General features: G+C 64.6%; 22 protein-coding genes and 1 pseudogene. 12 read left to right on the top strand and 11 right to left on the bottom strand.

What is annotated here, in order from left to right; genetic code table 11:
* Window positions 1–219: 219 nt before the first annotated feature.
* Window positions 220–1,581 carry a cytochrome ubiquinol oxidase subunit I gene (locus LB516_RS11585; RefSeq protein ID WP_224719578.1) on the bottom strand — a complete coding sequence of 454 codons (1,362 nt, stop codon included), beginning with the start codon at window positions 1,579–1,581 and terminating at the stop codon, window positions 220–222.
* 235 nt (window positions 1,582–1,816) lie between these two features.
* Between LB516_RS11585 and LB516_RS11580 the strand changes: the two genes are divergently transcribed.
* Complete coding sequence (locus LB516_RS11580; protein ID WP_041163616.1) at window positions 1,817–2,743, top strand: ABC transporter ATP-binding protein; 927 nt, start codon at window positions 1,817–1,819, stop codon at window positions 2,741–2,743.
* Complete coding sequence (locus LB516_RS11575) at window positions 2,740–3,519, top strand: ABC transporter permease (RefSeq protein ID WP_015314751.1); 780 nt, start codon at window positions 2,740–2,742, stop codon at window positions 3,517–3,519. The genes LB516_RS11580 and LB516_RS11575 overlap by 4 nt, the downstream gene beginning before the upstream one ends.
* Before the next feature lie 27 nt (window positions 3,520–3,546).
* Here LB516_RS11575 and LB516_RS11570 read toward each other — a convergent pair whose 3' ends face one another.
* Entirely contained in the window at window positions 3,547–4,584 is a 1,038-nt protein-coding gene (locus tag LB516_RS11570) for a phosphatidylglycerol lysyltransferase domain-containing protein (protein ID WP_140876061.1), read from the bottom strand.
* Window positions 4,585–5,027: 443 nt separating this feature from the next.
* Here LB516_RS11570 and LB516_RS11565 point away from each other — a divergent pair, with 443 nt between their 5' ends.
* Entirely contained in the window at window positions 5,028–6,215 is a 1,188-nt protein-coding gene (locus LB516_RS11565; RefSeq protein WP_224719577.1) for a flavin-containing monooxygenase, read from the top strand.
* 32 nt (window positions 6,216–6,247) lie between these two features.
* Here LB516_RS11565 and LB516_RS11560 read toward each other — a convergent pair whose 3' ends face one another.
* Together LB516_RS11560 and LB516_RS11555 are read right to left on the bottom strand one after the other, a co-directional pair.
* Entirely contained in the window at window positions 6,248–6,472 is a 225-nt protein-coding gene (locus LB516_RS11560; RefSeq protein ID WP_015314754.1) for a hypothetical protein, read from the bottom strand.
* Window positions 6,473–6,605: 133 nt separating this feature from the next.
* A complete protein-coding gene (locus LB516_RS11555; protein WP_224719576.1) occupies window positions 6,606–8,609 on the bottom strand; it encodes a PhoX family protein in 2,004 nt (667 codons plus the stop codon).
* Between the two features lie 276 nt (window positions 8,610–8,885).
* On the opposite strand from LB516_RS11555, the gene LB516_RS11550 reads away from it, so the two are divergent.
* On the top strand, window positions 8,886–9,374 hold the full coding sequence (locus LB516_RS11550; RefSeq protein WP_224719575.1) for a hypothetical protein: 489 nt from the start codon (window positions 8,886–8,888) through the stop codon (window positions 9,372–9,374).
* 132 nt (window positions 9,375–9,506) lie between these two features.
* Here the strand turns inward: LB516_RS11550 and LB516_RS11545 are convergent, their stop codons facing one another.
* Together LB516_RS11545 and LB516_RS11540 are read right to left on the bottom strand one after the other, a co-directional pair.
* Complete coding sequence (locus LB516_RS11545; protein WP_015314757.1) at window positions 9,507–10,169, bottom strand: response regulator; 663 nt, start codon at window positions 10,167–10,169, stop codon at window positions 9,507–9,509.
* Window positions 10,166–11,557 (bottom strand): sensor histidine kinase, encoded by a 1,392-nt coding sequence (locus LB516_RS11540; RefSeq protein ID WP_140712045.1) that lies wholly within the window; start codon window positions 11,555–11,557, stop codon window positions 10,166–10,168. Before LB516_RS11540 ends, LB516_RS11545 begins: the two co-directional genes overlap by 4 nt.
* Window positions 11,558–11,725: 168 nt before the next feature.
* On the opposite strand from LB516_RS11540, the gene LB516_RS11535 reads away from it, so the two are divergent.
* The 4 genes from LB516_RS11535 to LB516_RS11520 all read left to right on the top strand — a co-directional run bounded on the left by LB516_RS11535 (window position 11,726) and on the right by LB516_RS11520 (window position 15,122).
* A complete protein-coding gene (locus tag LB516_RS11535) occupies window positions 11,726–12,067 on the top strand; it encodes a hypothetical protein (protein ID WP_015314759.1) in 342 nt (113 codons plus the stop codon).
* Between the two features lie 8 nt (window positions 12,068–12,075).
* The gene (locus LB516_RS11530; protein WP_140660505.1) at window positions 12,076–12,780 is read left to right on the top strand and encodes a phosphatase PAP2 family protein; all 705 of its coding nucleotides are present in this window, start codon (window positions 12,076–12,078) and stop codon (window positions 12,778–12,780) included.
* Between the two features lie 271 nt (window positions 12,781–13,051).
* A complete protein-coding gene (locus LB516_RS11525; RefSeq protein ID WP_015314761.1) occupies window positions 13,052–13,330 on the top strand; it encodes a helix-turn-helix domain-containing protein in 279 nt (92 codons plus the stop codon).
* Window positions 13,331–13,391: 61 nt separating this feature from the next.
* Window positions 13,392–15,122 (top strand): SulP family inorganic anion transporter, encoded by a 1,731-nt coding sequence (locus LB516_RS11520; RefSeq protein WP_224719574.1) that lies wholly within the window; start codon window positions 13,392–13,394, stop codon window positions 15,120–15,122.
* Here the strand turns inward: LB516_RS11520 and LB516_RS11515 are convergent.
* Window positions 15,112–15,717, bottom strand: a complete 606-nt coding sequence (locus LB516_RS11515) for a DNA-3-methyladenine glycosylase (protein ID WP_224719573.1) — start codon at window positions 15,715–15,717, stop codon at window positions 15,112–15,114. The two genes, LB516_RS11520 and LB516_RS11515, sit on opposite strands and share 11 nt — an antisense overlap.
* 6 nt (window positions 15,718–15,723) lie before the next feature.
* Window positions 15,724–16,620 carry a LysR family transcriptional regulator gene (locus tag LB516_RS11510; RefSeq protein WP_140792403.1) on the bottom strand — a complete coding sequence of 299 codons (897 nt, stop codon included), beginning with the start codon at window positions 16,618–16,620 and terminating at the stop codon, window positions 15,724–15,726.
* A 131-nt stretch (window positions 16,621–16,751) separates the two neighbouring features.
* On the opposite strand from LB516_RS11510, the gene LB516_RS11505 reads away from it, so the two are divergent.
* From LB516_RS11505 to LB516_RS11495, 3 genes and pseudogenes are all read left to right on the top strand, one after another.
* Complete coding sequence (locus tag LB516_RS11505; RefSeq protein WP_140823011.1) at window positions 16,752–17,945, top strand: MFS transporter; 1,194 nt, start codon at window positions 16,752–16,754, stop codon at window positions 17,943–17,945.
* A complete protein-coding gene (locus LB516_RS11500; protein ID WP_140823009.1) occupies window positions 17,942–18,415 on the top strand; it encodes a cyclophilin-like fold protein in 474 nt (157 codons plus the stop codon). The genes LB516_RS11505 and LB516_RS11500 overlap by 4 nt, the downstream gene beginning before the upstream one ends.
* Before the next feature lie 37 nt (window positions 18,416–18,452).
* Window positions 18,453–19,468, top strand: a pseudogene (locus LB516_RS11495) (zinc-dependent alcohol dehydrogenase family protein).
* A 29-nt stretch (window positions 19,469–19,497) separates the two neighbouring features.
* Here the strand turns inward: LB516_RS11495 and LB516_RS11490 are convergent.
* Window positions 19,498–20,358, bottom strand: coding sequence for an SMP-30/gluconolactonase/LRE family protein (locus LB516_RS11490; RefSeq protein WP_224719572.1), 861 nt, complete (start codon window positions 20,356–20,358; stop codon window positions 19,498–19,500).
* A gap of 113 nt (window positions 20,359–20,471) precedes the next feature.
* Here LB516_RS11490 and LB516_RS11485 point away from each other — a divergent pair, with 113 nt between their 5' ends.
* Window positions 20,472–21,275 carry a helix-turn-helix domain-containing protein gene (locus tag LB516_RS11485; RefSeq protein WP_224719571.1) on the top strand — a complete coding sequence of 268 codons (804 nt, stop codon included), beginning with the start codon at window positions 20,472–20,474 and terminating at the stop codon, window positions 21,273–21,275.
* Between the two features lie 22 nt (window positions 21,276–21,297).
* On the opposite strand, the gene LB516_RS11480 is transcribed toward LB516_RS11485, so the two are convergent.
* Together LB516_RS11480 and LB516_RS11475 are read right to left on the bottom strand one after the other, a co-directional pair.
* Entirely contained in the window at window positions 21,298–22,242 is a 945-nt protein-coding gene (locus tag LB516_RS11480) for a CHAD domain-containing protein (protein WP_224719570.1), read from the bottom strand.
* Window positions 22,239–22,712, bottom strand: coding sequence for a CYTH domain-containing protein (locus LB516_RS11475; RefSeq protein ID WP_015314767.1), 474 nt, complete (start codon window positions 22,710–22,712; stop codon window positions 22,239–22,241). The genes LB516_RS11480 and LB516_RS11475 overlap by 4 nt, the downstream gene beginning before the upstream one ends.
* Window positions 22,713–22,751 lie beyond the last annotated feature (39 nt).

The raw sequence follows: 22,751 nt of genomic DNA, 5'->3' as shown, positions 1-22,751 counted from the left end.
TTCGGTTTGCGAAGCTAGCGCAGCCCCTCATCGCCCTGCCGGGCACTTCTCCCCGTATAGGGACGGGGAGAAGCGGGCTGGCCGCAACGCCGGCGCCATCCATGCAACGTTGGCGATTGGCGAAACCATAGGACTCAGCGCTCCTCTCCCCGTCCTTATACGGGGAGAGGATGCCGGCAGGCAGGAGAGGGGCGGCGCGGGCCTGCAATGAAAACATGCTCACTCCCCCGCGGCCGGCTGCGACAGCGGTGCGTCGAGAACACCCGGCAGCGGCGAGATGTCGCCGTCCTTGGCCGCCTTCAGCGCCAGGTGCACCAGCACGCCGAGATAGGCGATCAGCAAAAGCACGTAGAGCAGGAGATAGATGGCGAGCGTCAGCGCCACATGGCTGCCGGCCACCGGCCCGACGGCGTCGGCGGTCTTCAATACGCCGGTCACCAGCCAGGGCTGGCGGCCGATCTCGGTCGTGTACCAGCCGGCCAGCGTCGCCAGCCAGCCCGACAGCGCCATCGGCACCATCAGCATGGCGAGCGGCTTTGGCAGCGCGTGCCGGCGCTTGAGGAAGAAGGCGGCCGACCAGGAGACGGCGAGCATCAAAAGCCCGGTGCCGACCATGATGCGGAAGCTCCAGAAGAGCGGAAAGACCGGCGGATGGTTGCCGGGATAGTCGTTCAGCCCCGGAACGACACCGTCGGTCGAGTGCCGCAGGATAAGGCTGGCCCCGTCCGGAATGGCGACCTCGAACTTGTTTTCCCTGGCCGCCTCGTCGGGCAGCGCGAACAAAACCAGCGGCACGTTGGGACCGGTGTTCCAGTTGGCCTCCATGGCGGCGATCTTCTGCGGCTGGTGTTCCAGCGTGTTGAGCCCATGCTGGTCGCCGGCCAGGATATGGATCGGGATCAGGATCGCAGCGGTAAAGACGCCGGTGCGCAGCGCCTTCCACATCGATTCCGAACGGTCGCCGTTGAGGTAGCGCAGCGCCGACAGGCCGGCGATCAGGAACGACACCGTAAGCCCCGAGGCGAGCAGCATATGCACCAGCCGGTAGGGCATGGACGGGTTGAAGACGATGGCCCACCAGTCGACTGCGTGCGCGACGCCGTCGCGCATCTCGAAGCCGGCCGGCGTCTGCATCCAGGAATTGAGGGCGATGATCCAGAACGCCGATAGCGTCGTGCCGCCGGCGACCAGCACCGTCGCCAGCGTGTGGATGCGGTTGGAGACGCGGCGGAAGCCGAACAGCATGATGCCGAGAAAGGCCGCCTCGAGGAAGAAAGCGGTGAGGATCTCGTAGGCGAGCAGCGGTCCGGCGATGTTGCCGACATGCTGCATGTAGCCCGGCCAGTTGGTGCCGAACTGGAAGCTCATGGTGACGCCCGAAACCACGCCCATGGCAAACGACAGCGCGAACACCTTCACCCAGGTGAAATAGGCGCGCATCCAGGCGGAATCATTGGTCGCGTTGTAGCGCAGCTTGAAGAACAGCAGCACCCAGCCAAGGGCAATGGTGATTGTCGGAAACAGGATATGAAACGAAATATTCGCGCCGAACTGCATGCGCGACAGTATGAGCGGGTCCATGGCGGGCTCCGGCTGTAAATACTCGCGAAGGATAGGCCCGAAGCGGGGTCAGGTCAAAGCGGCCTCCTGCCGCGAGGCTGAACGCCACAGGACAATTTTACCGGATGGACGCGGCGCATCCCAGCCAGCTCCGCGCTTCGATGTCCAGAACTGGCGGCAGGGCATTGACTTGCGGTTGCACTGGGCGACAACAGGCCTATATCAAGTCACCTCTTTCAGGCAGCCGTTTTCAACCATGCCCTCCATATTGTCCATTTCCGGGGTCTCCAAGACCTACGCCACCGGCTTCACCGCGCTCAAGGAAGTCAGCCTCGATATCCAGCGCGGCGAGATCTTCGCGCTGCTCGGCCCCAATGGCGCCGGCAAGACGACGCTGATCTCGATCGTCTGCGGCATCGTCAACCGCTCTTCGGGCACCGTGACCGTCGATGGCCATGACATCAACAAGGACTATCGCGCCGCGCGCAGCCTGATCGGGCTGGTGCCGCAGGAACTCACCATCGACGCGTTCGAGAGCGTCTGGGCGACCGTCAATTACAGCCGCGGCCTGTTCGGCAAGCCGGCCAACCCGGCCTTCGTCGAGAAGGTGCTGCGCGACCTGTCGCTGTGGGACAAGAAGGACGCCAAGGCGATCACGCTGTCGGGCGGCATGAAGCGGCGGCTGATGATCGCCAAGGCGCTGTCGCACGAGCCACGCATCCTGTTCCTCGACGAACCGACCGCCGGCGTCGACGTCGAACTGCGCCAGGACATGTGGGCGATGGTCCGGCGGCTGCGCGAGGACGGCGTCACCATCATCCTTACCACGCACTATATCGAGGAAGCCGAGGCCATGGCCGACCGCGTCGGCGTCATCAACCGCGGCGAGATCATCCTGGTCGAGGGCAAGGCCGAACTGATGCGCAAACTCGGCCGCAAGGAGATGAGGCTGGAGCTGCGCGCGCCGCTCGGCAGCGTGCCCGACGGGCTCTCGCGCTATGCGCTCGAACTGTCGCCGGATGGCACGCAACTCACCTACACATACGACAACCAGAGCGACCGGCCGGGCGTCGCCTCGCTGATCAGGGATCTCGAGGCGGCCGGCATCCAGTTCCGCGATCTCGATACCAAGAACAGCTCGCTCGAAGAGATCTTCGTCAATCTCCTGAGGCAAGAGCCATGAACCTGCGTGCGGCCCCTAATTTTCGCGCGGTCTGGGCGATCTACCGGGTCGAGATGGCGCGTGCGTTCCGCACCGTGCTGCAGAGCATCATCTCGCCAGTCATCTCGACGTCGCTCTATTTCGTCGTCTTCGGCTCGGCCATCGGCTCGCGCATAACCGAAATCGACGGCATCGCCTACGGCGCCTTCATCGTGCCGGGACTGATCATGCTGTCGCTGTTGACGCAGTCGATCTCCAACGCCTCTTTTGCCATCTATTTCCCGAAATTCGTCGGCTCGATCTACGAGCTTTTGTCGGCGCCGGTCTCCTACCTGGAGATCGTCATCGCCTATGTCGGCGGCGCCGCGACCAAGTCGATCATCCTCGGCCTGATCATCCTGGCCACCGCCTCGCTGTTCGTGCCGCTGCACATCGAACATCCGTTCTGGATGCTCGCCTTCCTGATCCTGACGGCGGTGACCTTCAGCCTGTTCGGCTTCATCATCGGCATCTGGGCGAAAAGCTTCGAGCAGCTGCAGCTGGTGCCGCTGCTGATCATCACCCCACTGACCTTCCTCGGCGGCAGCTTCTATTCGATCCACATGCTGCCAGGCATCTGGAAGACGATCACGCTGTTCAACCCGGTGGTCTACCTGATCAGCGGCTTCCGCTGGAGTTTCTACGGCAAGGCCGATGTCTCGGTGGTCGTCAGCCTCGGCATGACGCTGGTGTTCCTGGCCGTCTGCATCGCGATCGTCGCCTGGATCTTCCGGACCGGCTACCGGCTGAGGAACTGACGCGGCCCTAAGGTCGTGAGAGAGGCCTCAAATGGCCTTGACCAGCCGCAGCAATCCCAGCATCTCGATGTAGGTCCCCTCGCGAAAGGCGATGTAGACCGGCTCCTCGGCGCCGTGGAAGCGGCGCTTGAATGCCGCCTGCCCCTGCAGGTTGAACCTGCGGCGGTTGACCCAGGGCGAGTCGTAGGCGCGCTGGAAGGCGTTGCGCCAGAACTCGCTTTCGGCAAATCCGCTCGGGCCGACATCGAGCAGCGGCGACAGGCCGAGCGTCACCACCGAAATGCCTTCCTCGCGAAAGCGGTCGACGGCGAATTTGGTCAGGCCGATCTCGGCATGCGGCGAGGCATCGATATGCTTGCGCTTGAAGGCCGTGGTGTAGCCGACCACCTTGCCGTCGGCGAACATCGGATCGAAATCGAGCAGGGCGACCAGATCGCCGTCGGGGCCGTGCAGCACGAAACGGCGCATATCGGTGCCGAGCTGATCGTAGAACGGTCGGTTGAGGAAACCCATCTCCCATCGTTTGACGATGCGGTCGCCGCGCCAGTTTTGAGACAGCCGGGAGATCTCGTCGAGATGGATCGTGCGTTTGTCCTCCTCGAACGAAAAGCCCTTCTTCAGCAGCCAGCGCTCGGAATAACGCACCGTTTCGTTGCGCTTGCCGGAAAAATCATGGTCGGGCAGAGCGAGGCGCGTGTCGATGCCCAGCCGGTTGATCTTGTAGCCAAGGCCGGCAAGGACCTGGGCGGTCTGTTCGCCGATCTGCACGAACCACGGGCCGCCAGCGCTCTCGACGAAGCGCCTGATGTAATCGGGCCGCCGATCCGGCGCCGCCACCGGATCGCCGAGCGCGAAATGATGCCTCATCTTGGTGCCGAAGGCGATGTAACCGTCGGCATCGCCAAAATAGGAAAGCTTGCTTTGCACGGCGGTGGAATAGGCGAGCGAGAAGTCGCCATGGCGGCGCACCAGCGCCAGCCGTTCGACATGCGTCAGCGCCCGGCGCTCGACCTTGGGCGAGGCTCCCTCAAGGAGGTTGTCGAAATAGATCCGCAAGGAGGGCATGGTCGAGATTCCGCGTGCCGTCCATGGCGCGACGTGTCCGACGACACGCAAGACGCGCCACGGCGTCTTGATTTTTCGCAGGGTAGCCGAAATCGGGTTGCCAGTTTCGAATGCCCGCGTCCGTGACGAGATCCGCCAGCCCCCGGACCTCGAATCAATCACTTTGCCGCGACCTGATTATCGCCGATGCCGCCGATATGCCATATAGGGCTGGATGTATTCGGACGGAAGCGGGTAATGCGCTCCATGTCGTGGTTTTGACGCGGTGCGCGACCGGCTGTTTCCGACGGGCGGCGGAATGCTCCGGAAGCGAAGCCGCCTCAGCGTGGGACCATCGAAAATCGGCATCGAGTTGCCGTTCGGGTCCTGCGCGCGATCAAACTGTTACAGCGGCCTGCGAGCCTTCAGGGGCTGCCGCGAGGGCGAATGGGGTTCGAGAGTGAATGGCTGATACGACAAGCAGATCGATGGTGGAGCAGGCGGTGACGGTCGAGCCGGCGATCGTCATTGGCGCCGGCGCCGCCGGGCTGGCCGTCGCGAGGGCCTTGATGAAGGCCGGCGTGGCGACGGCGATCCTGGAGAAGGAAAGCCGGCTGGCCGAGCCCTGGCGCCGGCGTCACGAGCAGCTGCACCTCAACACCCACCGCGATCTCTCGGCGCTGCCCGGCCTTGCCTATCCCAAGGGCACCCCTGCCTTTCCGCACCGGGACGTCGTCATCCGCCATATGAACGATTTCCATGAGGCGAACCGTTTGCCGGTGGAGTTTGGCGTTTCCGTCGAGTCCATCACGTTCAGGGGCGATCACTGGGTCGTGCGCACCAGCGCCGGCTCGCGCCTGGCGCGCCATGTCGTTGTGGCCACCGGCCGCGACCGGGAACCCTTCACGCCGCAGTGGACGGGCATGCAGGCGTTCGCGGGCCGGATCATCCACTCGGCGGATTTTGGCGATGCCCAGGCCTATGCGGGCAAGAAGGTGCTGGTTGTGGGCGCCGGCAATTCGGGCTTCGACGCACTCAATCATCTGGCCGGTGTCGATACCGCCGCTGTCTGGCTGTCGGCCCGCAACGGCCCCGCCCTTTTGCCCAAGCGCGTCGGCAAGATCGCCGTGCACCGCCTCTCGCCGCTCATGGCGCGCCTGCCGCTGCGCGTCGCCGATGCGGTGATGGCGGTGACGCAGCGCCTGGTGTTCGGCGATCTCACCAAATTCGGCGTGCCGCCCGCGCCCGCGGGCGGCGCCAGCCGCCTGACCTCGGACTATACCGCGATCGCCGCCGACGATGGCGCCGTCGATGCCATCAAATCGGGCAGGATCGTGGTGGTGCCCGGGGTACGGGAGTTCACCCGCGACGGCGTCATCCTGGCCAATGGCAGCCTGATCGCTCCCGACATCGTCATTGCCGCGACGGGCTACCGCACCGGGCTGGAGCGGATGGTCGGCAATCTCGGCGTGCTCGACGAGAAGGGCGTTCCGCTCTTCAACGGGGGCCAGGCCGATCCGAAACTGCCCGGCCTGTGGTTCACCGGCATGCGGCCGAGCATCCGCGGCTGCTTTGCCAATGCCGGCATATTGGCCAAGGCGATAGCTGCGCGGATCGCCGGCTCATCCCGCCCCTCCGGCGCCTCACGCTGAGCGACCGCATAGGACAACATTTGCCGTCGGCGTCACGCCGATTTCGGCTCCAGCCGCCGGAAACCGACAGCCTCGGTCAGCATCTCCTCGTCGACCATGCCGGCATTGTAGAGGGCCAGCAAGGTGAGCGCCAATTCACGCGCCTCGACGGATTCGGGATGCGCTTGCCGTCGGCGGCAGGCCTCGTCGAAGACACGTTGCAAGGTGGCCACTTCGTCAGGTTTGAGCAGGCCACGGTCGTAGATCGACTTGGGCATGGCGATGATCTCCTGATCACGATCTAGGGCGCCACGTGTAAATTGCCAATCTTTCCCGAGGCTTGAATATGATATCGCACAAAAGAGAGGCCCCGGATCGCCGGAGCCCCTCTCATTTTTGTCTCGCCCGACCTCAGACGGCGATCTTGCCGCCACCCTGTTTGGTGATGGCGACCACCGCCGGCCGCACCGGCATGTCGGGCCTGAAATCGGGCCAGCGGGTCGACAGGTCCTCATAATAGGAGGGCCGGCCGAACGCTTCCCAATCCTCGCCGCCGTCACCCGGATGCTGGACGGCGACAAAGGCGGTCTGGTCGTCCGGCGCAAACAGCGGGCCGCACATTTCGGCGCCGATCGGCACGCGGAAGAACAGCTTCGAGGTCGCCCGCGCCGATCCTTCCGTGTCCACCGCCCACAGGCCGTCCGTGCGGCCGGTGGCCTTCGGGCCCTGGCCATCGGTGGCGACCCACAGGCGCCCGGCCGAATCGACCGCGCAATTGTCGGGCATGCCGAACCAGCCATGGGCCGTCGTCGCGGTGGAGAAGGTGGCGCCGACGGCGGCCACCGACGGGTCGCCGCATTTCAGCAGCACTTCCCACTTGCCTTTGGCGGCGGCGAAATCGCCCTCGTCCTCGACGATTTCGATGATGTGGCCGAAGGCGTTTTCGGCACGCGGGTTGGCGGCGTCGACCTGATCGGCCTTGCGCTTGGAATTGTTGGTCAGCATGACATAGACCTTGCCGTTGCTGGCATTGGGCTGGATGTCTTCGGGCCGGTCCATCTTGGTGGCGCCAAGGAGGTCGGCGGCGCGACGTGTCTCGATCAGCACGTCGGCCTGGCCGGCAAAACCGTTTTCCGCCGTCAGCGGCCCTTGGCCGAACACGATCGGCATCCATTCGACCGAGCCGTCCTCCGCGAATTTGGCGACATGCAGCGTGCCGTCGTCGAGCAGATCCTTGTTGGCCGCGCGGTCGCCGGCGTTGAACATGCCCTTGGTGACGAACTTGTAGACATAGTCGAAGCGCTCGTCGTCGCCGAGATAGAAGACCACTCGACCATCCTTGGCGACGATCGATTCGGCGCCCTCATGCTTGAAGCGGCCCATGGCGGTGCGCTTGCGCGGCACCGAGGCCGGGTCGTTGACATCGACCTCGACGATCCAGCCGAAGCGGTTGGGCTCGTTCGGCTCCTTGGCCAGGCTGAAGCGGTCATAGTGCGCGCCCCATTCATAGGCGCCTTCCGGAATGCCGAGGCGCTTGTAGTTGGCGGCCTCCTTGTGGCCCTCCGGCAGCTCGCCGGAGAAATAGCCATGGATGTTCTCCTCGGACATCACATACGTGCCCCAGGGCGTGACCCCGCCGGCGCAATTGTTGATGGTGCCGAACACCTTGACGCCGGACGGGTCGGCATTGGTCTTGACGCGGTCATGGCCGGCAACCGGGCCCGACAGCGCCATCTCGGTGTTGGCGGTGATGCGGCGGTTGAGCTTGCCGTCGCGAATTACCCGCCATTTGCCGCCATCCTTGCGGATCTCGACGATGGTGCCGCCATGGGCGGCCATCTCGACATCGACCTGCTCTTTCGAGAGCGGCGCCACCTCGGCCGACTTCTTGCCGTCCTTCTCGACAATCTTGACGATGCCTGGGAACATCAGATGCGGGTTGGTGTATTCGTGGTTGACCACCAGCAAGCCATGCTCGGCCGAGCCATCGAGCGGGATGTAACCGACATAGTCGTTGTTGTAGCCGAACTGCTTGGCCTGGGCTTGCGCCGACTGCTTCGTCGGGTCGAATTCCGGCGAATCGGCAAACAGCGGATCGCCCCAGCGCAGCAAAACGTCGGCGTCGTAGCCCGGCGCGACGTGGTGCTTATCGTCGATACCGGCCTCCAGCTCGTCGAATTTGAACGCTGAGCCTTCCGCGGCGCGGGCATCGTCGGCGGCGATCATGGCCAGCGGGCTGACGGTGGCGGCGATCGCCGAAACGGCAAGCGAACCCTTGAGGAAGCCACGGCGCGAGAACCGCGCAGCGATGATCTCGCCCATGGTGCGGTTCTCGCTGGGATTGTTGGCCGGGCCTTCGTTTTCCTCGAGCAGGCTGGTGCGGAATCGGGCGTCGGGGGAGCGATGTTCGGTCATGGGAACCTCTGGCTTGGTTTGGCTGGAGCTTGTTGCCTGTTCGACCGCCTTACGTCAGGCTGATCACATTTTCGTGACATGGTATCTCCGCTGCCGCTCGCCCACGAGACCGATTTTTCACGCCTCGCCTGGGACTTTGGTCCAAGCTTGCGCCTGCAAAGGTCCTGGGGGACAAACGCAACGGTCGGAGGTCGCTTCCGGTCACCACGTCTTTCGGCGATGTTGTTGCACTGCAACGTTGGGGTGGGCGCGCCGGCTCAATCGACGGAGATCAGTATGCGTGGATCGATCACGGCCCGTTGTTGCCGTCTGGCTCTCAGATCGGCGGCCGTCCTGGCGCTGACCATCGCTCCCTATGGAATCGTCTTCCATGGCTTCGTGCCTGGAATCGATGCCGCGACCGCACATGCCGACAAGGGTGGCAACGGCGGTGGCGGCAACGGTGGGAATGGCGGTGGCGGTAACAGCGGTGGCGGTGGCGGCAACAGCGGCAATGGAGGAAACAGCGGCAACGGCAATAGCGGTAACAGCGGCGGCGGGAATAGCGGAAAGGGTAAGGGCCAGGGCAACCAGAGCACAAGCCATGTCAACGCCACGACCGGCGACACGGTCGACGTGGATGGCAACAAGATTACAGTTCAGCACCCGGATGGCTTGACGGAAAAAATCGAGAACGGCCGTTTCAGCATGAAGGATAAGCTCGGCCGCACGATCATCGATCGCCGTGCCACACCGGCCGACGCCAGCCGTCTCAAGGCGCTATGAATTTCGACCCTTTGAATTTCGGCCCTATGAATTTCGCCTTGTGAAGCTGGTCAACAGGCAATGACCAGTTTCACACGTCACCTCCGCCGCCCCCCGGCGGAGGTGACCTCGTTTCGCGGCGTTCCACGATGGCTACGAACGGTCCCTGTCGCGGTCGCGAAACTCGCGCATGATGAGGGCCGCTTCAGTACGATTTCGCACGTTGAGTTTCGACAGCACCCCCGTCATGTGGTGCTTGACGGTCTTCTCCTGCAGCTCCAGGCGTAAGGCGACTTCCTTGTTGCTCAGTCCCTCCGCCACCAGCCGCAGGATTTCGGTCTGCCGGCCGGTGAGTTGCCGCAGCCGGTCCGCCACGCCGTTGGCGGGCTGCAAGGACTGCACGTCGGAAAGCAGCCGGGCCGACAGCATCGGCGAAAGATAGCTTTCGCCGGCCGCCACGTTGCGCAGGATATCGGCAAGCGCACGCGATCCGACGCCTTTGAGGACATAGCCGAGCACCCCGGCGTTCAAGGCCTTGGTCACATCGGCATTCGCCTCTGAAACGGTCAGCATGACGATCTTCTGGGCGGGATGGTCGGCAAGGATGCTGGCAACCGCGGCCAGGCCGCCGCCCGGCATTGAAATGTCGATGAGCAATATGTCGGGCTGCATGGTCGAGGCGATGCGCTCCGCGTCCTGCGCGGTCGCACCTTCGCCGACCATCTCGAAGCCGCCGATCTCCGACAGGCTGCGCGTCACGCCTTCGCGGAACAGCGGATGATCGTCGACAATGGCAATGCGGATGGCGCCGATCATGCTTGCTCCTCGACCGAAAGACGGATCACCAGCTTCGTGCCTTTCGGCCCTGTGAGTGTTTCGAATTGGCCGCCAATGCTTTCAACCCGCTCCCTGAGGCCGGCAAGGCCCAACCCCTCGGCCCGCGCCGGATCGAAGCCCGGTCCGCCGTCCGATACTTCAACGAAAAGCCTACCATTTTTCATGCCTGCACGCACCGCCTGATCCTTGCCCCGTCCGTGGCGGTAGGCATTGTTCAGCCCCTCCTGCACGAAACGATAGATGCTGATCTTCTCAGAAGCGCCGGGCTCCGGCAAATGTCTCGGCATCGTAAGCGTCACCGATGTGCCCGTCCGGCGCTCATGCTCCTCGACGGCCAGCCGCAGCACGTCCGCCGCCGCCGCCGTTTCTATCTGCGGCAGGACCAGGCCGGTGCAGATGCCGCGTATCTCGCGCATCGCATCCTCCAGTGTCTTGCGGATCATGGCGATTTCGGTCGAGCGGCCTTCGCTGCCATGCCCGTCGCCGGTAAACACCGGACTGTCCATGCGCAGCGCGGCCAGCGCCACGAGCTGGGCAGGGCCGTCATGCAGGTCGGCGCCGATCCGGCGCAGATATCTTTCGTTGAGCGCGGTGGCGCGGCGGGACGCCCGCTGCACACGATGCCGCAAGGCGCTGTTCTGTGTCACCAGGCCCTGCAGCTCGGACACCTGGCGGCGCAGCGCCCCGCGCTGATCGTCGATAATGCGGCTGCCGCGCAGGACGATGCCCGACAGAAGCAGAAATGCCGTCAAGGTGGTCCCGGCCACGACCAGCCAGCTCGACAGCAGGGCGGAAGCCAGGGTAGCCTTGAAATCGCTGGCGACCTCGTAGAATTCGGTGACGGCGACCACTTCGCCGGACCAGGGCTCGCGCACTGGATTGTAGATCTCGAGCAACGGCACACCCGCGGCCCGCTCCTTGTCTTCGTTCTCGTCGAACGTATCGAACTGGGCAACGACGCTGCCCTGGAAGGCAGAACGCAGATTGTCGTTCAGGTCGAAGCGGCGACCCGTCAAAGCCGAGTCCTTCGCATAGAGGATCGTGCCGTCGCGGCGCCAGAGCCTGAAGGATGCCAGGCGTTTGCCGAGCGCGCCCTGGCCGAGCGTCTCGTCGAGCGCCTGCTTGACGGATGCGCTGAGCTCCTCGCTCTTGCGCAGGTCGGGCAGCAGCGGCGCAATCACGCTGTCGACATAGAGCGCCGTCGTGGCGGCCGAATTGCGAGTGACGCCGTCCCGGATCTGCGTCGTCACCCAAGTCCCGACGATCACCATGACGACCAGCAGCCCAAAACCGCCGGCAACGACGAATTGCAGGGCAAGGGAAAGCTCGCTCCAGCGCCGCGCCAAGTTCTGAAAAATACGAATCATGAACCCCTGACCGCCCCTCTATCGACAGGCTGGGCGATTCCGGCACATTGAGCTTCAGTCTCGCCGTTGCCAAGACCCTCGTTTGAACGACGTCGCTTGACGTTCCGGCACGCTTCGGAAACAAGGTCGGCGATATCAGGCAAAAGGCGCTTCGAGGGGGACGGGACGTTGAGTTTTTCGGGACTTCTGCAGCTCGGCTTTTCGACGGTGATCTTCCTCCTGGCGGCGACCGCCGCCAAGCAATGGGGGCTGGCGCCCAGCCTCGGCAAGATCCTGCTGACGCTGGCGCTCTATTCGCTGGGCAATCTGATCATGCTGCGGTTGATCCGCGAGTTCGGCATGTCGGTATCGTTCAGCCTCTCGGCGGTGATCCAGCTGGTTTCGGTCAATGTCGTTGCGCTGGTGTTCTTCGGCGAGCGCGTCAACGCGTTGCAGGCGGCCGGCATCGCGCTGGCAATCGCGGCCGTGGCGCTGATCACGCTTGGGCCCTATCTGCAAGGGCGGATGTAACGGTGCCGATGAAGAACGCCGCGAAAGCTCTGCTCAATCGGGTCGAATTCCCGGTGCTGCTGGCCGGCCTGGTCATCGCCGGTGGGCTGTGGGCGTTCGAGGAATTGATGGAGGTGGCACGGGCCACCACGCCGCACGCCTTCGATACCGAAATCCTGCTTGCATTCCGCCAGGCCGGTCAACCGGCGATCCCGATCGGTCCGCCATGGCTGGAAGGCGCGATGCGCGACATCACCAGCCTCGGCAGCTCCAGTGTTCTGGTGCTGATCACGGCGGCGACGATCATCTATCTGCTGTTGATCCGCCGCCCGGCGACGGCGCTTCTCATGTTCGTTGCCGTGGCGGGCGGCCAGGTGCTGTCGAGCCTGCTGAAAGTCGGCGTCGACCGGCCGCGCCCGGAACTGGTTTCGCATCTCGTCAACGAGACGTCGCTTTCCTTCCCGAGCGGCCATGCCATGCTGTCGGCGGTGACCTACCTCACGCTCGGTTCGCTGGCGGCGCGCTTCCTGCCGGGCCGGACAACCAAGGTCTACGTGTTGTTCCTGGCGGTGCTGACGACAGTGCTGGTCGGCGTCAGCCGCATCTATCTCGGCGTCCACTGGCCCTCGGATGTGCTGGCGGGCTGGTGTGCCGGCTTCGCCTGGGCGATGCTATGCTGGTTGGTGGCGAGGCTTCTGCAACGGCGCAAGGCGGTGAGCGAGGAGCCTGACTGAGTCAGATCAACCTGTTGATGAGGTGCCCTCCGCAGCCCGTCAGTATCAGAACCGTCGACAGCAAGCCTGCCGATATTACCATGGTCTTGAAAACGTTCACCCGCGTACCCCCTGCGTCTGATGCATGCCACCCTACCTGAAATCCCTGGCAGGTATCGAAGAAAATGGGCATCAGGTGTGGTTACGTCTAAAACCGATATGATGATGCTTGAAACATGATAATGACGGTATTATACGTTACGCTAGCAGGCTCAGACGGGGATTCCGGCCGATGATCACTGCCGCGCAGATGCGCGCTGCAAGGGCGCTGGCCGGCATCGACCAGAGGACGCTCGCCGAGCGCGCCGGCGTCTCGCTTCCCACCATCCAGCGCATGGAGGCGAGCGGCGGCGTGGTCAGGGGCGTGGTCGATACGCTGATGAAGGTCATCCAGGCTCTCGACGAAGCCGGGGTGGAACTGATCGGCGAGAACCAGGCCAGCGAGCGCGGCGGCAGGGGCGTGCGCCTCAAGGCCGCCATGCCGCCGGAACCCAAGGCCGGGCCGGAATAAGTCGCGACGGCGACCGCCGACAGTCCTGCCGACGATCCCGCCGCTTTTGCAGGGGCAGTCCATGGATCAATCGCGTCAGGCAGTGCATCAGGCGGTGAAGCCGACATTCTCCGAGCTGTTCACGCCGAAGCTGGTGACGGTCTGGCGGGAGGGCTACCGGCTGCCGCATTTCAAGGCGGATGTCATCGCCGGGCTGACTGTCGCCATCGTCGCGCTGCCGCTGTCGATGGCGATCGCGATCGCTTCGGGCGTGACGCCGGAGCGTGGCCTCTACACTTCCATCGTCGGCGGCTTCATCATCTCGGCCTTGGGCGGCAGCCGCTTCCAGATCGGCGGCCCGGCCGGCGCCTTCATCGTGCTGGTGGCGGCGACGGTGGCGCGCGTCGGCCTCGACGGCCTGCTGCTGGCGACGATGATGGCCGGTGTGTTCCTCATTGCCATCGGCTATCTCCGGCTCGGCACCTACATCAAGTTCATTCCCTATCCGGTCACCGTCGGCTTCACCGCCGGCATTGCCGTCATCATCTTCTCCGGCCAGATCGTCGAATTGTTCGGGCTGACCTTGCCGGGCAGGGAGCCCGGACCGTTCGTGCCCAAGCTGATCGCGCTTGGCGAAGCAGCCGGCACGACCAACCTCGCGGCGACCGGCGTGGCGGCACTGACCATCGCGACCATCGTCTTGCTGAAGCGCTGGCGGCCGAAATGGCCGGCTATGTTGATCGCCATCGGGCTCGCCTCGCTGGTCGTGGCGCTGTTGGCGTTGCCGGCCGAGACGATCGGCACGCGCTATGGCGGCATTCCGCGCAGCCTGCAATGGCCTGGCATGCCACCCGTCAGCTTCGGCAGGATGCTCGACGTCTTGCCGGACGCCATCGCCTTCGCGCTGCTCGGCGCCATCGAATCGCTGCTGTCGGCCGTCGTCGCAGACGGCATGACGGGCCGGCGGCACCGCTCGAATTGCGAGTTGGTGGCGCAGGGCTTCGCCAATGTCGCGTCCGCTTTGTTCGGCGGCATCTGCGCCACCGGCACCATCGCCCGCACCGCCACCAATGTGCGAGCCGGCGCGCACGGTCCGGTCTCGGGCATGGTCCATTCGGGAATCCTGCTGGTGCTGATGCTGGTGGCGGCGCCGCTTGCCAGCTACATCCCGCTCGCGGCCCTTGCCGGCGTCCTGGCGGTGGTCTGCTGGAACATGGTCGAGAAACAAGCCTTCGCCACGCTGCTCAGGGCATCGCGCGGCGATGCGCTGGTGCTGATGGCGACCTTCCTCATCGTCGTCTTCCGCGACCTCACCGAAGGCATCGTCGTCGGCTTCGCGCTCGGCTCGATCCTGTTCATCGACCGCATGGCCAAGTCCGTCGCGGTCGAGGCGGACCTGGCGCAGGACGATGTCGCCGACAGCGTCGGCGGCGCCGGCGCCTATGATTCCGCGGAGGCAAGCGACGCCGACACCGTCGTCTACCGCATCTCGGGCGCCTTCTTCTTCGGTGCCGCGTCCACTGTCGGCAGCGTGCTCGACCGCATCGCCGACCAGCGCCGCAACTTCGTGCTCGACTGTTCGGCCGTGCCGCTTTTCGATTCGACGGCGGCCAATGTCATCGAAAGCGCGGCCCACAAGGCGGGGCGCGCCGGCGTGCGCTTCATCATTTCGGGCGCCTCGCCGCAGATCCGGCGCATGCTGATCAACCACGGCGTCAAGCCGCCGCTGGTGACCTATGCCGCGTCGATCCGCGACGCGCGGGGCCAATTGGCGGGGAGACAAGAGGCGGAGCAGCCCTCTCTCAACGATTGAGCGATGCCGGGCCGCTGACGAACGGACTTTCCCTGACGTAGAACCGCAGCAGCCGGTCGGCGTCCTTCGAAATGCCGATCCTGATCCCCTGTCCGATCGCGCCGGGCTCACATTCATCGTGGGCGAGCCACAGCGGGCCTTCCCGGCACAGGTCGATCCCGTCGAGCGAACGATCGATCCGCAACGCCGCGGCCAGCCTTCCGGGACCGCGCGCCAGGTCGCGCAGGCGCTCGACGCCTCGGTTCAGCCGCATGATCGCGACGCCTTCCAGCGGTTCCAGCGCCCGGATCAGCACGCCGGTTCCGACCCCTTTCGTCTCGCTCGAGACATTCAGCATGAAGGAGGTGCCATAGGCGAGGTAGACATAGGCGTGCCCGGCTTCGAGAAACAGCGACCGGTTGCGCCGCGTCATCCCTCGAAAGCCGTGCCCGGCCGCATCACCGACGACATAGGCTTCCGTCTCGACGATGCGGCCGCTGACCCTGCCTTCGGGCAAGTCGCGCACCACCAGCTTGCCTAGGAGAAACCGGGCGAGCGCGGCCGTATCGTCCGGCAGCTCCTCTCGCGCGAGCGGACGGGGAGCGATCATGGTCATGTCTGTCTAGGCGTCCGTGTGGCGCAACGCATTGGCGATCACCGCGAAGGCAGGCGAGTTCTGCCGCCGGGTCGGATAATAGAGATAATAGCCGGGGAATAGCGGGCACCATTCATCGAGCATCAGCACCAGCCGGCCCGACCGGATGTCGTCGGCCACCAAATTCTCCGGCACGTAGCCGATTCCAAATCCGCTCAACGTCGCGTCGATCATCGCGACCGACGAATTGAAGGTCAGCTGTCCGTCGACGCGCACTCTCAGCTCTCGCCCGTCCCTGGCGAATTCCCATGCGTAAAGGCCGCCCGACCGCGACTGGCGGTGGTTGATGCAATCATGCTGGACGAGGTCCTGAGGCGTACCGGGCGCCGGATGCCGAGCGAGGTAGTCGGGGGATGCGACGACGACCAGCCGCCAGTCGGGGCTGATGCGAATGGCGATCATGTCCTTGTCGACACTTTCCCCAAGCCGCACGCCGGCATCGAACCGCTCCTCGACGATGTTGCGGAAGCCGTTGTCGATATTCAGTTCGACATGGATGTCGCGGTAATGCCGCAGCACCGGTTTCAGCTTCGGCCAGACCATCCAGTCCAGCGCATGGTCGGAAAGCGTGATCCGCACCGTGCCCGAAGGCTTGTCGCGAAACGCCATCAGCGCGTCGATGTCGCTCTCCATGTCCTGGATGCGCGGCGCCAATGCCCGCAGCAGCCTCTCTCCGACTTCGGTCGGCGACACATGGCGGGTGGTCCGCGTCAAAAGCCGCAGGCCGAGCCGCGCCTCGAGCTGTTTGATGGTTTGGCTGAGCGTCGGCTGCGACGTTCCAAGTCTGGCCGCCGCCTTGGTGAAACTGCGCTCTTCGGCCACCGCCAGGAACCAGAGCATGTCGTTCAGATCGTCGCGGTTCATGACCTCAAATCCGCCTATTCATATCCAAGATGGATAAGTCCATGCGAATTGCAACGACTAATCGAGGCAGTCGCGGCTGTTTATATACGCGCCAACGAAATCGTCGGAGGGCCCTCGGCGGGCCAAAGCGCATGGAAGCCACCTACGACAGCCAACTGGTCGAGACACCAAGCGCCTGGGGCGCGGTGATCTGTCTTTCCCTGCTCACCTTCGTTCTGGTGGTCTCGGAGTTTATGCCCGTCAGCCTGCTCACGCCCCTCGCCAGGGACCTGGCCATCACCGAGGGCCAGGCCGGTCAGGCGATCTCCGTGTCTGGATTCTTCGCCGTCGTCACCAGCCTGTTCGGCAACGCCTTGCTCTCGAAGCTGGACCGGCGCACGGTCGTTCTTCTCTATACCGTCGTGCTGGTGGTCTCCGGACTGGCGATCACTTTTGCACCCACCTATCCTGTGTTCATGTTTGGCCGGGCCCTAATCGGCGTTTCGATTGGCGGCTTCTGGTCACTGTCGACAGCCATTCTGGCCCGCATCGTCTCGCGTGACGATCTGCCCAGGGCGATCGCCATGCTGCAGGGCGGGACGGCGTTCGCGACGGTCGTCGCGGCGCCGCTTGGAAGTTTTCTCGGCGGCCTGATCGGATGGCGCAGCGCCTTCTTCATCGTGGTGCCGATCGGGCTCACCGCCATCGTCTGGCAACTCGCCGTCCTGCCCAGCATGCCCGCCGAGGACCCCGTCTCGGCCGGCCGCATGGTCGGCCTTCTCGGCAATCGCGCCTTCGCCATCGGCATGGCGGCGACCACGCTCGCCTTCATGGGCCAGTTCTCGCTTTCTACCTATTTGCGCCCGTTCCTCGAAGGCATCACCGGCCTCGACGTGAATACGCTGTCGATGGTCCTGCTCGGGCTCGGGCTGGCGGGCCTCGTCGGCACGTCCCTCGTCGGTTTCGTCCTGCGCTCGCATCTGGGCGCCGTGCTGATTGGCCTGCCGGCCATGCTTTCGGTCATCGCGCTGCTCTTGATCGCGCTTGGGCCCGTCGCGGTCGCGGCCGCGGTCCTGCTCTTGTTGTGGGGATTGTTCACCTCGCCCATTCCGGTGGCCTGGAGCACCTGGATGGCCAAGGTCATCCCCGACGATCTCGAGGCAGGTGGAGGCTTGCAGGTCGCGCTGATTCAGTTTGCCATCACCTTCGGCGCGTTCGCCGGCGGCTTGCTGTTCGACACCGCCGGCTGGTGGAGCCCCTTCGCGCTCGCGGCGCTGCTTCTCCTCGGCTCGACGCTATTTGCCGTCGCCGCGGCGACCTCGACACCCACGAGCCGCCAATCATGACAAAACGACAGCTCAGCCGACGCACACTGCTCCGGGTCGCGCTCGCGCAGGCGGCGGTCCTGCCCGGACAGGCTTTCGGGCAGCAAGGCGCCGGCCCGGCAAGCCAGGAGTCCACGGACATGAAGATCAGGATAAGCTTCAACAGGCAGACGATGACGGCCACGCTGTATGACAATCCCTCGGCACGGGATTTCTACTCCATGCTGCCGCTGGATCTGACGATCGACAACTACGCCGGCAACGAGAAGATCGCCTATCTCCCGCGCAAGCTCACCGTGCAAGGCAGCGGTCCCTTCGGCAACGAACGACCCGGCGACCTTTGCTACTTCGCGCCCTGGGGCAATCTGGCGCTGTTTTATGCCGGCTACCGCTGGTCCACCGGGCTGATCCGGCTCGGGCGCTTCGACGGCGGCTTCGAGCCTCTGCTGGCACGCGGGAATTTCCCGCTGCGAATCGAGCCCATTCGCTGACATACGCAATCGAAAGCAACTCATAGGAGACGTTCCCATGCGAGGCACCGTTCTTTACAGCCCCGGCGACATCCGTTGCGAGGAAGTGGCCGATCCCGAAATCCTGCTGCCCACCGACGCCATCGTGCGGCTGTCGGCGACCTGCGTCTGCGGATCGGATCTCTGGCCCTATCGCGGCCTGCAGCCGATCGCGGAGCCCGCCCATATGGGCCACGAATATTGCGGTGTGGTGGAGGAGGTCGGCAGCGCGGTCCGCGCCATCCGCCCCGGCCAGTTCGTGGTCGGATCGTTCGCGACCTCCGACAACACCTGCCCCAACTGCCGCAATGGCTACCAGTCGTCATGCCAGCACCGTACCTTCATGACCGGGCCCAGTCGCCGTTCCTGCGCGTGCCGCTGGCCGACGGCACTTTGGTGGCCCTGTCCGGTCAGCCCTCGGCCGACATGATCCCGAGCCTGCTCGCCACCTCCGACGTGCTGGGCACCGGCTGGTTTGCCGCCGACGCCGCCAACGTAAAGGCAGGGTCGACGGTCGCGGTGGTCGGGGATGGCGCGGTCGGCCTGCTTGCCGCGCTTTCCGCCAAACAGATGGGCGCCGAGCGCATCATCGTCATGAGCCGGCACGAGCCGCGCCAGAAGCTCGCCTTGGAGTTCGGTGCAACCGACATCGTCACCGAGCGCGGCGAGGAAGGCGTCGCCCGCATTCTGGACATGACCGGCGGCATCGGCGCCGACTCCGTGCTGGAATGCGTCGGCACGCAGGAATCGATGAAGCAGGCGATCGGTTCGACCCGCAGGGGCGGTTACGTCTCCTATGTCGGCGTACCCCACCAGGTGCAACTGGATGGGCAACAGCTGTTCTTCGCCCATGTGCACCTGCATGGCGGCCCGGCACCGGTGCGCCGCTATTTGCCCGAACTGATAGCCCTCGTCACCGAAGGCAAGATCAATCCCGGCAAGGTGTTCGACCTGGTCCTTCCGCTCGAACAGGTGGCCGAAGGCTACAAAGCGATGGACGAGCGGCGCGCCATCAAGACATTGCTGCGGGTCTGACCGGCACCCCGGGCCGTTCGTCACGGCGCTCATTCGATCTTGAGCGCCGCGACCTCGCCTTCGTTCATCAGCGGCATGTAGAGGATCGACTTGCCGTCGGTGCCGATATCGGCGCTGCCCGGCTTGAAATGCGCCACCGCTTCCGGCCCGCCGCCGGTCCGGTATCGGTAGAGCGTGCCGGTCATGTAGGCCGTCGCATAGATGGTGCCGCCAATGGCGATGACGCCGTCGAGGTCGGCGAAGTTTTGGGCGCCCGCCAGCGGCGTCACCGCCTTGCTGGCGATGTCGACCGCCAGCAGCCCGCCCGGCTCGGCCGTGCTGAAGTCGGCCTTGATGCCCTTGCCCCAGGAGGCCACGATCAGCCTCTCGCCATCGGCGAAGACGCCGTTGGGCGAGGCGAGCAGCGGATCCTTGACGAACAGCTCCGGCCTGTCGCCGTCGATGCGGTAGATCGTGTCGGCCAGCATGTCGGTGACGTAGACCTTGCCGGACCGATCCGACGTCATGTCGTTCAGGAAAACGGCATTCGGGACCACGATGCTGGCGATGAGCTTGCCGCTGGCGAGGTCGACGACACGGATTTTGGTGATGTCGGCGACATAGAGCTTGCCGCCCGATATCGCCATGCCCTTGGGCGCGTCCATGCCGTCGGTCCAGTGCTGGCTCACCATCTTGCCATCCATTGACAGCAGGCTGAGATAGCCGTTGCCGTCGGCGTCGTCCGGATTGCCGACGATGTTGGAAACGATGATGCGGCCGTTGGCGGCGTCGAACAGCGCCGATTCAGGCTGTTCGAGGCCCGTTGCGCGCCAGAGCTCGTCGGCCTGGGCGGCCTGGGCGGCGGCAATGCCGATGGAGGCGATGACGGCGGAAGTGACGACAATGTTCATGGCTGCTCTCCTGTGATGTCGGTGAACAGCTAGGATTTTCGATACTTCTCGGGAAGGCGGATTGAAGCTAGTATCGAATATCGATACGAAACCGCCGGCAAGAGGCGCATCCCATGAACGGCCCAATCTTCGAGGCGCTGAAGCGGACACTGAAGGCCAAGGGTGTCACCTATCGTGAGCTCGGCGAACGGATGGGCGTTTCCGAGCCGACGGTGAAGCGCATCTTCCATGAGAAGAACTGCAAGCTCGACCGGCTGGTGGAGATCTGCGCCGCCGCCGGCGTCGAACTGGAAAACGTGCTCGGCTCGATGAACCGCGGGCCGGGGCCGGTCAACCACATCGCGCCCGAGATCGAGCGCCGGCTCGCTGGCCGGCCGGCACTGCTGTTCGTCTTCGTCATGCTGTCGGAAAAATTCACGCCTGAAGGCATCATGCGCTCGCAAGGCCTGAGCGAGGCCTCGATGTTCCTCTATCTGCGCGACCTCGAGCAACTAGGCCTGATCGGGCTTGGCCGTGGCCTGTCGGCGAAACTGCTGGTCGAAACCCCGATCCAGTGGAATTTCGAGGGGCCGCTCAGGCCGCTGTTCGAGATGACCAACAAGAATTTCATCGGCTGGGCCATCACCCATATCGAGAAGGAGGCGACCTTCGTCAGCTTCTCCAGGCGGATGCGTCCGGAGACGGCGGAGATGGTGCGGCGCGAGGCCGAGGAACTGGCCGACCGGGCGAGACTGCTGGCCCATCACGACCAGCACACCACGCCCGAGGACGGGTTGATCGGCTACAAATGGACCTTTGCCTTTGGCGCCACGCCATTCGAGGCGATCATGCCGATCGGGCCGCATCCACGCGATGCCGGGGCGCGGATGAAGGATCAGCCTTCCCCAGCGAAAGGCCGGCGGCCGCTACCCGCTTAGACCGGCCGAGGTCCGCCGCCCATCAGCCGGCAGAGGCGGCAAGATCATCCGCGGACGAGGCGCCGGCGAGATCGTCGCGTGCCTTGCGGGCGAGCTTTTTCGTCGCGTGCTTGGGGCTGTCGCCGAACAGTTCGGCTGCCTCGGCGAGACAGGCTTTCCTGAGGCTCTTTTCCGAGCGCTTCAGCAACTTGCCGAGAAGTTTTGTGTCCTCGGGCGGGCCCAGCGGCTCGCTGTCCGCCTCGAGCAGCGCGCGCATGACGAACACATCATGCAGTTCACCGAGCCGCTCCCCCAGTTCATCCACGGCCTTGCGCCGCGCCTTGATCGGGGTCGGCCACAGCCTGCCCAGCAGCGACAGGTGCATGCCATGCGTCTTGGCCGCCTTGCGCAGGTCATGGAAATCGTCGGCTTCACCGCGCGTGCCGGCCTTGTCGAGCGCCTTCCTGGCGCGGCGCAAGGCGACGCGGGCGCCTTCGGCAAGCACGTCGGCGGCCTGTTCCGGCTGATCGGGCAAAGCAAGGGTTTCGATGCGCTTCAGGCCGTCTTCGCACGCGGCGGTGGCCGTCCCGATCGCCGCCTTCAGGCCGGCGCCTTCGTGCAGATCATGCTGGCGTGCGATCAACCTGTCGCGCACGGCATCAAGCCCGCCATCGACGCTTTCCCTGGCGAAGCCCGCCGCCAGCCGATCGATGGTTTCGATCAGGGCCGTGGCTTCACGCGGACCGGCAAGCAGCGCCGCGACATTGCGATAGCACTGGTTTTCCGTGGTGCAGAATGTTTCGTCACCGGAACGAACCAGGCGCAACAAGGCACGCGCGCTTTTCAGCCGCTTGCGGCACTTGTGCAGCCCCTGTTCCGGCCGGGTGTGCGCGGTCTCCAGATGCAGCAGGGCCTTGCCGATCTCCTCGGCAAGGATACGCCTGACCTCGCCGGTCAGCGGCAGGCGCGGATCGATACGAAAGCTCATGCGGCGATCTCCGGTATCCCCCCGAGGGCGAGCGACGCGTTGTAGAATTTCTGCTCGCCGGTCACTTCCCGGCCGAGCCAGTCAGGCAGCATTTCGTCCGGAACCTCTTCCGGCGTCTCGAGCTCGGCCACCACAAGTCCCGCCAGTGCACCGCCAAAGACATCGACTTCATAGAGATAGCCGCGATGCCTAACATGGTGACGTGTCTTCTCGATGACACGTCCGATGGCGAAGTCCAGCATCTCCACCGCCTCCGCCAGCGGGATCGGGTATTCGAATTCGTCGCGCTCGCGCGCACTGCTGCCGAATTTGAGCGTCAGCTTGGCGGAGGCGCCATCACTGATGCGGATGCGGACGGTTCGCCCGGGTGCCGTGGCGAGATAGAACTGGAGAATGCGGATATCCGCTTCCGCCAGATCCCGCCATGCGGTGCTGGAGACCAGGAACTTACGCTCGACTTCCTTGCCCATGGCCGCGCACTAAAGCGGTTGCCGCGCGCGATGGCAAGA

The organism is Mesorhizobium sp. CO1-1-7 (assembly GCF_020164885.1).
In the GTDB taxonomy this organism is placed as follows: Bacteria; Pseudomonadota; Alphaproteobacteria; order Rhizobiales; family Rhizobiaceae; genus Mesorhizobium; species Mesorhizobium australicum.
This window is presented reverse-complemented; position numbering and strand designations above follow the sequence as displayed.

Bases quoted from the DNA above. Each gene is read 5' to 3' on its own strand.
- LB516_RS11515 (WP_224719573.1), bottom strand. From the start codon at position 15,717: ATGACCATGATCGCTCCCCGTCCGCTCGCGCGAGAGGAGCTGCCGGAC.
- LB516_RS11500 (WP_140823009.1), top strand. From the start codon at position 17,942: ATGACAAAACGACAGCTCAGCCGACGCACACTGCTCCGGGTCGCGCTC.
- LB516_RS11530 (WP_140660505.1), top strand. From the start codon at position 12,076: ATGAAGAACGCCGCGAAAGCTCTGCTCAATCGGGTCGAATTCCCGGTG.
- LB516_RS11520 (WP_224719574.1), top strand. From the start codon at position 13,392: ATGGATCAATCGCGTCAGGCAGTGCATCAGGCGGTGAAGCCGACATTC.
- LB516_RS11550 (WP_224719575.1), top strand. From the start codon at position 8,886: ATGCGTGGATCGATCACGGCCCGTTGTTGCCGTCTGGCTCTCAGATCG.
- LB516_RS11505 (WP_140823011.1), top strand. From the start codon at position 16,752: ATGGAAGCCACCTACGACAGCCAACTGGTCGAGACACCAAGCGCCTGG.
- LB516_RS11475 (WP_015314767.1), bottom strand. From the start codon at position 22,712: ATGGGCAAGGAAGTCGAGCGTAAGTTCCTGGTCTCCAGCACCGCATGG.
- LB516_RS11540 (WP_140712045.1), bottom strand. From the start codon at position 11,557: ATGATTCGTATTTTTCAGAACTTGGCGCGGCGCTGGAGCGAGCTTTCC.
- LB516_RS11585 (WP_224719578.1), bottom strand. From the start codon at position 1,581: ATGGACCCGCTCATACTGTCGCGCATGCAGTTCGGCGCGAATATTTCG.
- LB516_RS11545 (WP_015314757.1), bottom strand. From the start codon at position 10,169: ATGATCGGCGCCATCCGCATTGCCATTGTCGACGATCATCCGCTGTTC.
- LB516_RS11580 (WP_041163616.1), top strand. From the start codon at position 1,817: ATGCCCTCCATATTGTCCATTTCCGGGGTCTCCAAGACCTACGCCACC.
- LB516_RS11510 (WP_140792403.1), bottom strand. From the start codon at position 16,620: ATGAACCGCGACGATCTGAACGACATGCTCTGGTTCCTGGCGGTGGCC.
- LB516_RS11575 (WP_015314751.1), top strand. From the start codon at position 2,740: ATGAACCTGCGTGCGGCCCCTAATTTTCGCGCGGTCTGGGCGATCTAC.
- LB516_RS11555 (WP_224719576.1), bottom strand. From the start codon at position 8,609: ATGACCGAACATCGCTCCCCCGACGCCCGATTCCGCACCAGCCTGCTC.
- LB516_RS11480 (WP_224719570.1), bottom strand. From the start codon at position 22,242: ATGAGCTTTCGTATCGATCCGCGCCTGCCGCTGACCGGCGAGGTCAGG.
- LB516_RS11565 (WP_224719577.1), top strand. From the start codon at position 5,028: ATGGCTGATACGACAAGCAGATCGATGGTGGAGCAGGCGGTGACGGTC.
- LB516_RS11570 (WP_140876061.1), bottom strand. From the start codon at position 4,584: ATGCCCTCCTTGCGGATCTATTTCGACAACCTCCTTGAGGGAGCCTCG.
- LB516_RS11485 (WP_224719571.1), top strand. From the start codon at position 20,472: ATGAACGGCCCAATCTTCGAGGCGCTGAAGCGGACACTGAAGGCCAAG.
- LB516_RS11490 (WP_224719572.1), bottom strand. From the start codon at position 20,358: ATGAACATTGTCGTCACTTCCGCCGTCATCGCCTCCATCGGCATTGCC.
- LB516_RS11560 (WP_015314754.1), bottom strand. From the start codon at position 6,472: ATGCCCAAGTCGATCTACGACCGTGGCCTGCTCAAACCTGACGAAGTG.
- LB516_RS11525 (WP_015314761.1), top strand. From the start codon at position 13,052: ATGATCACTGCCGCGCAGATGCGCGCTGCAAGGGCGCTGGCCGGCATC.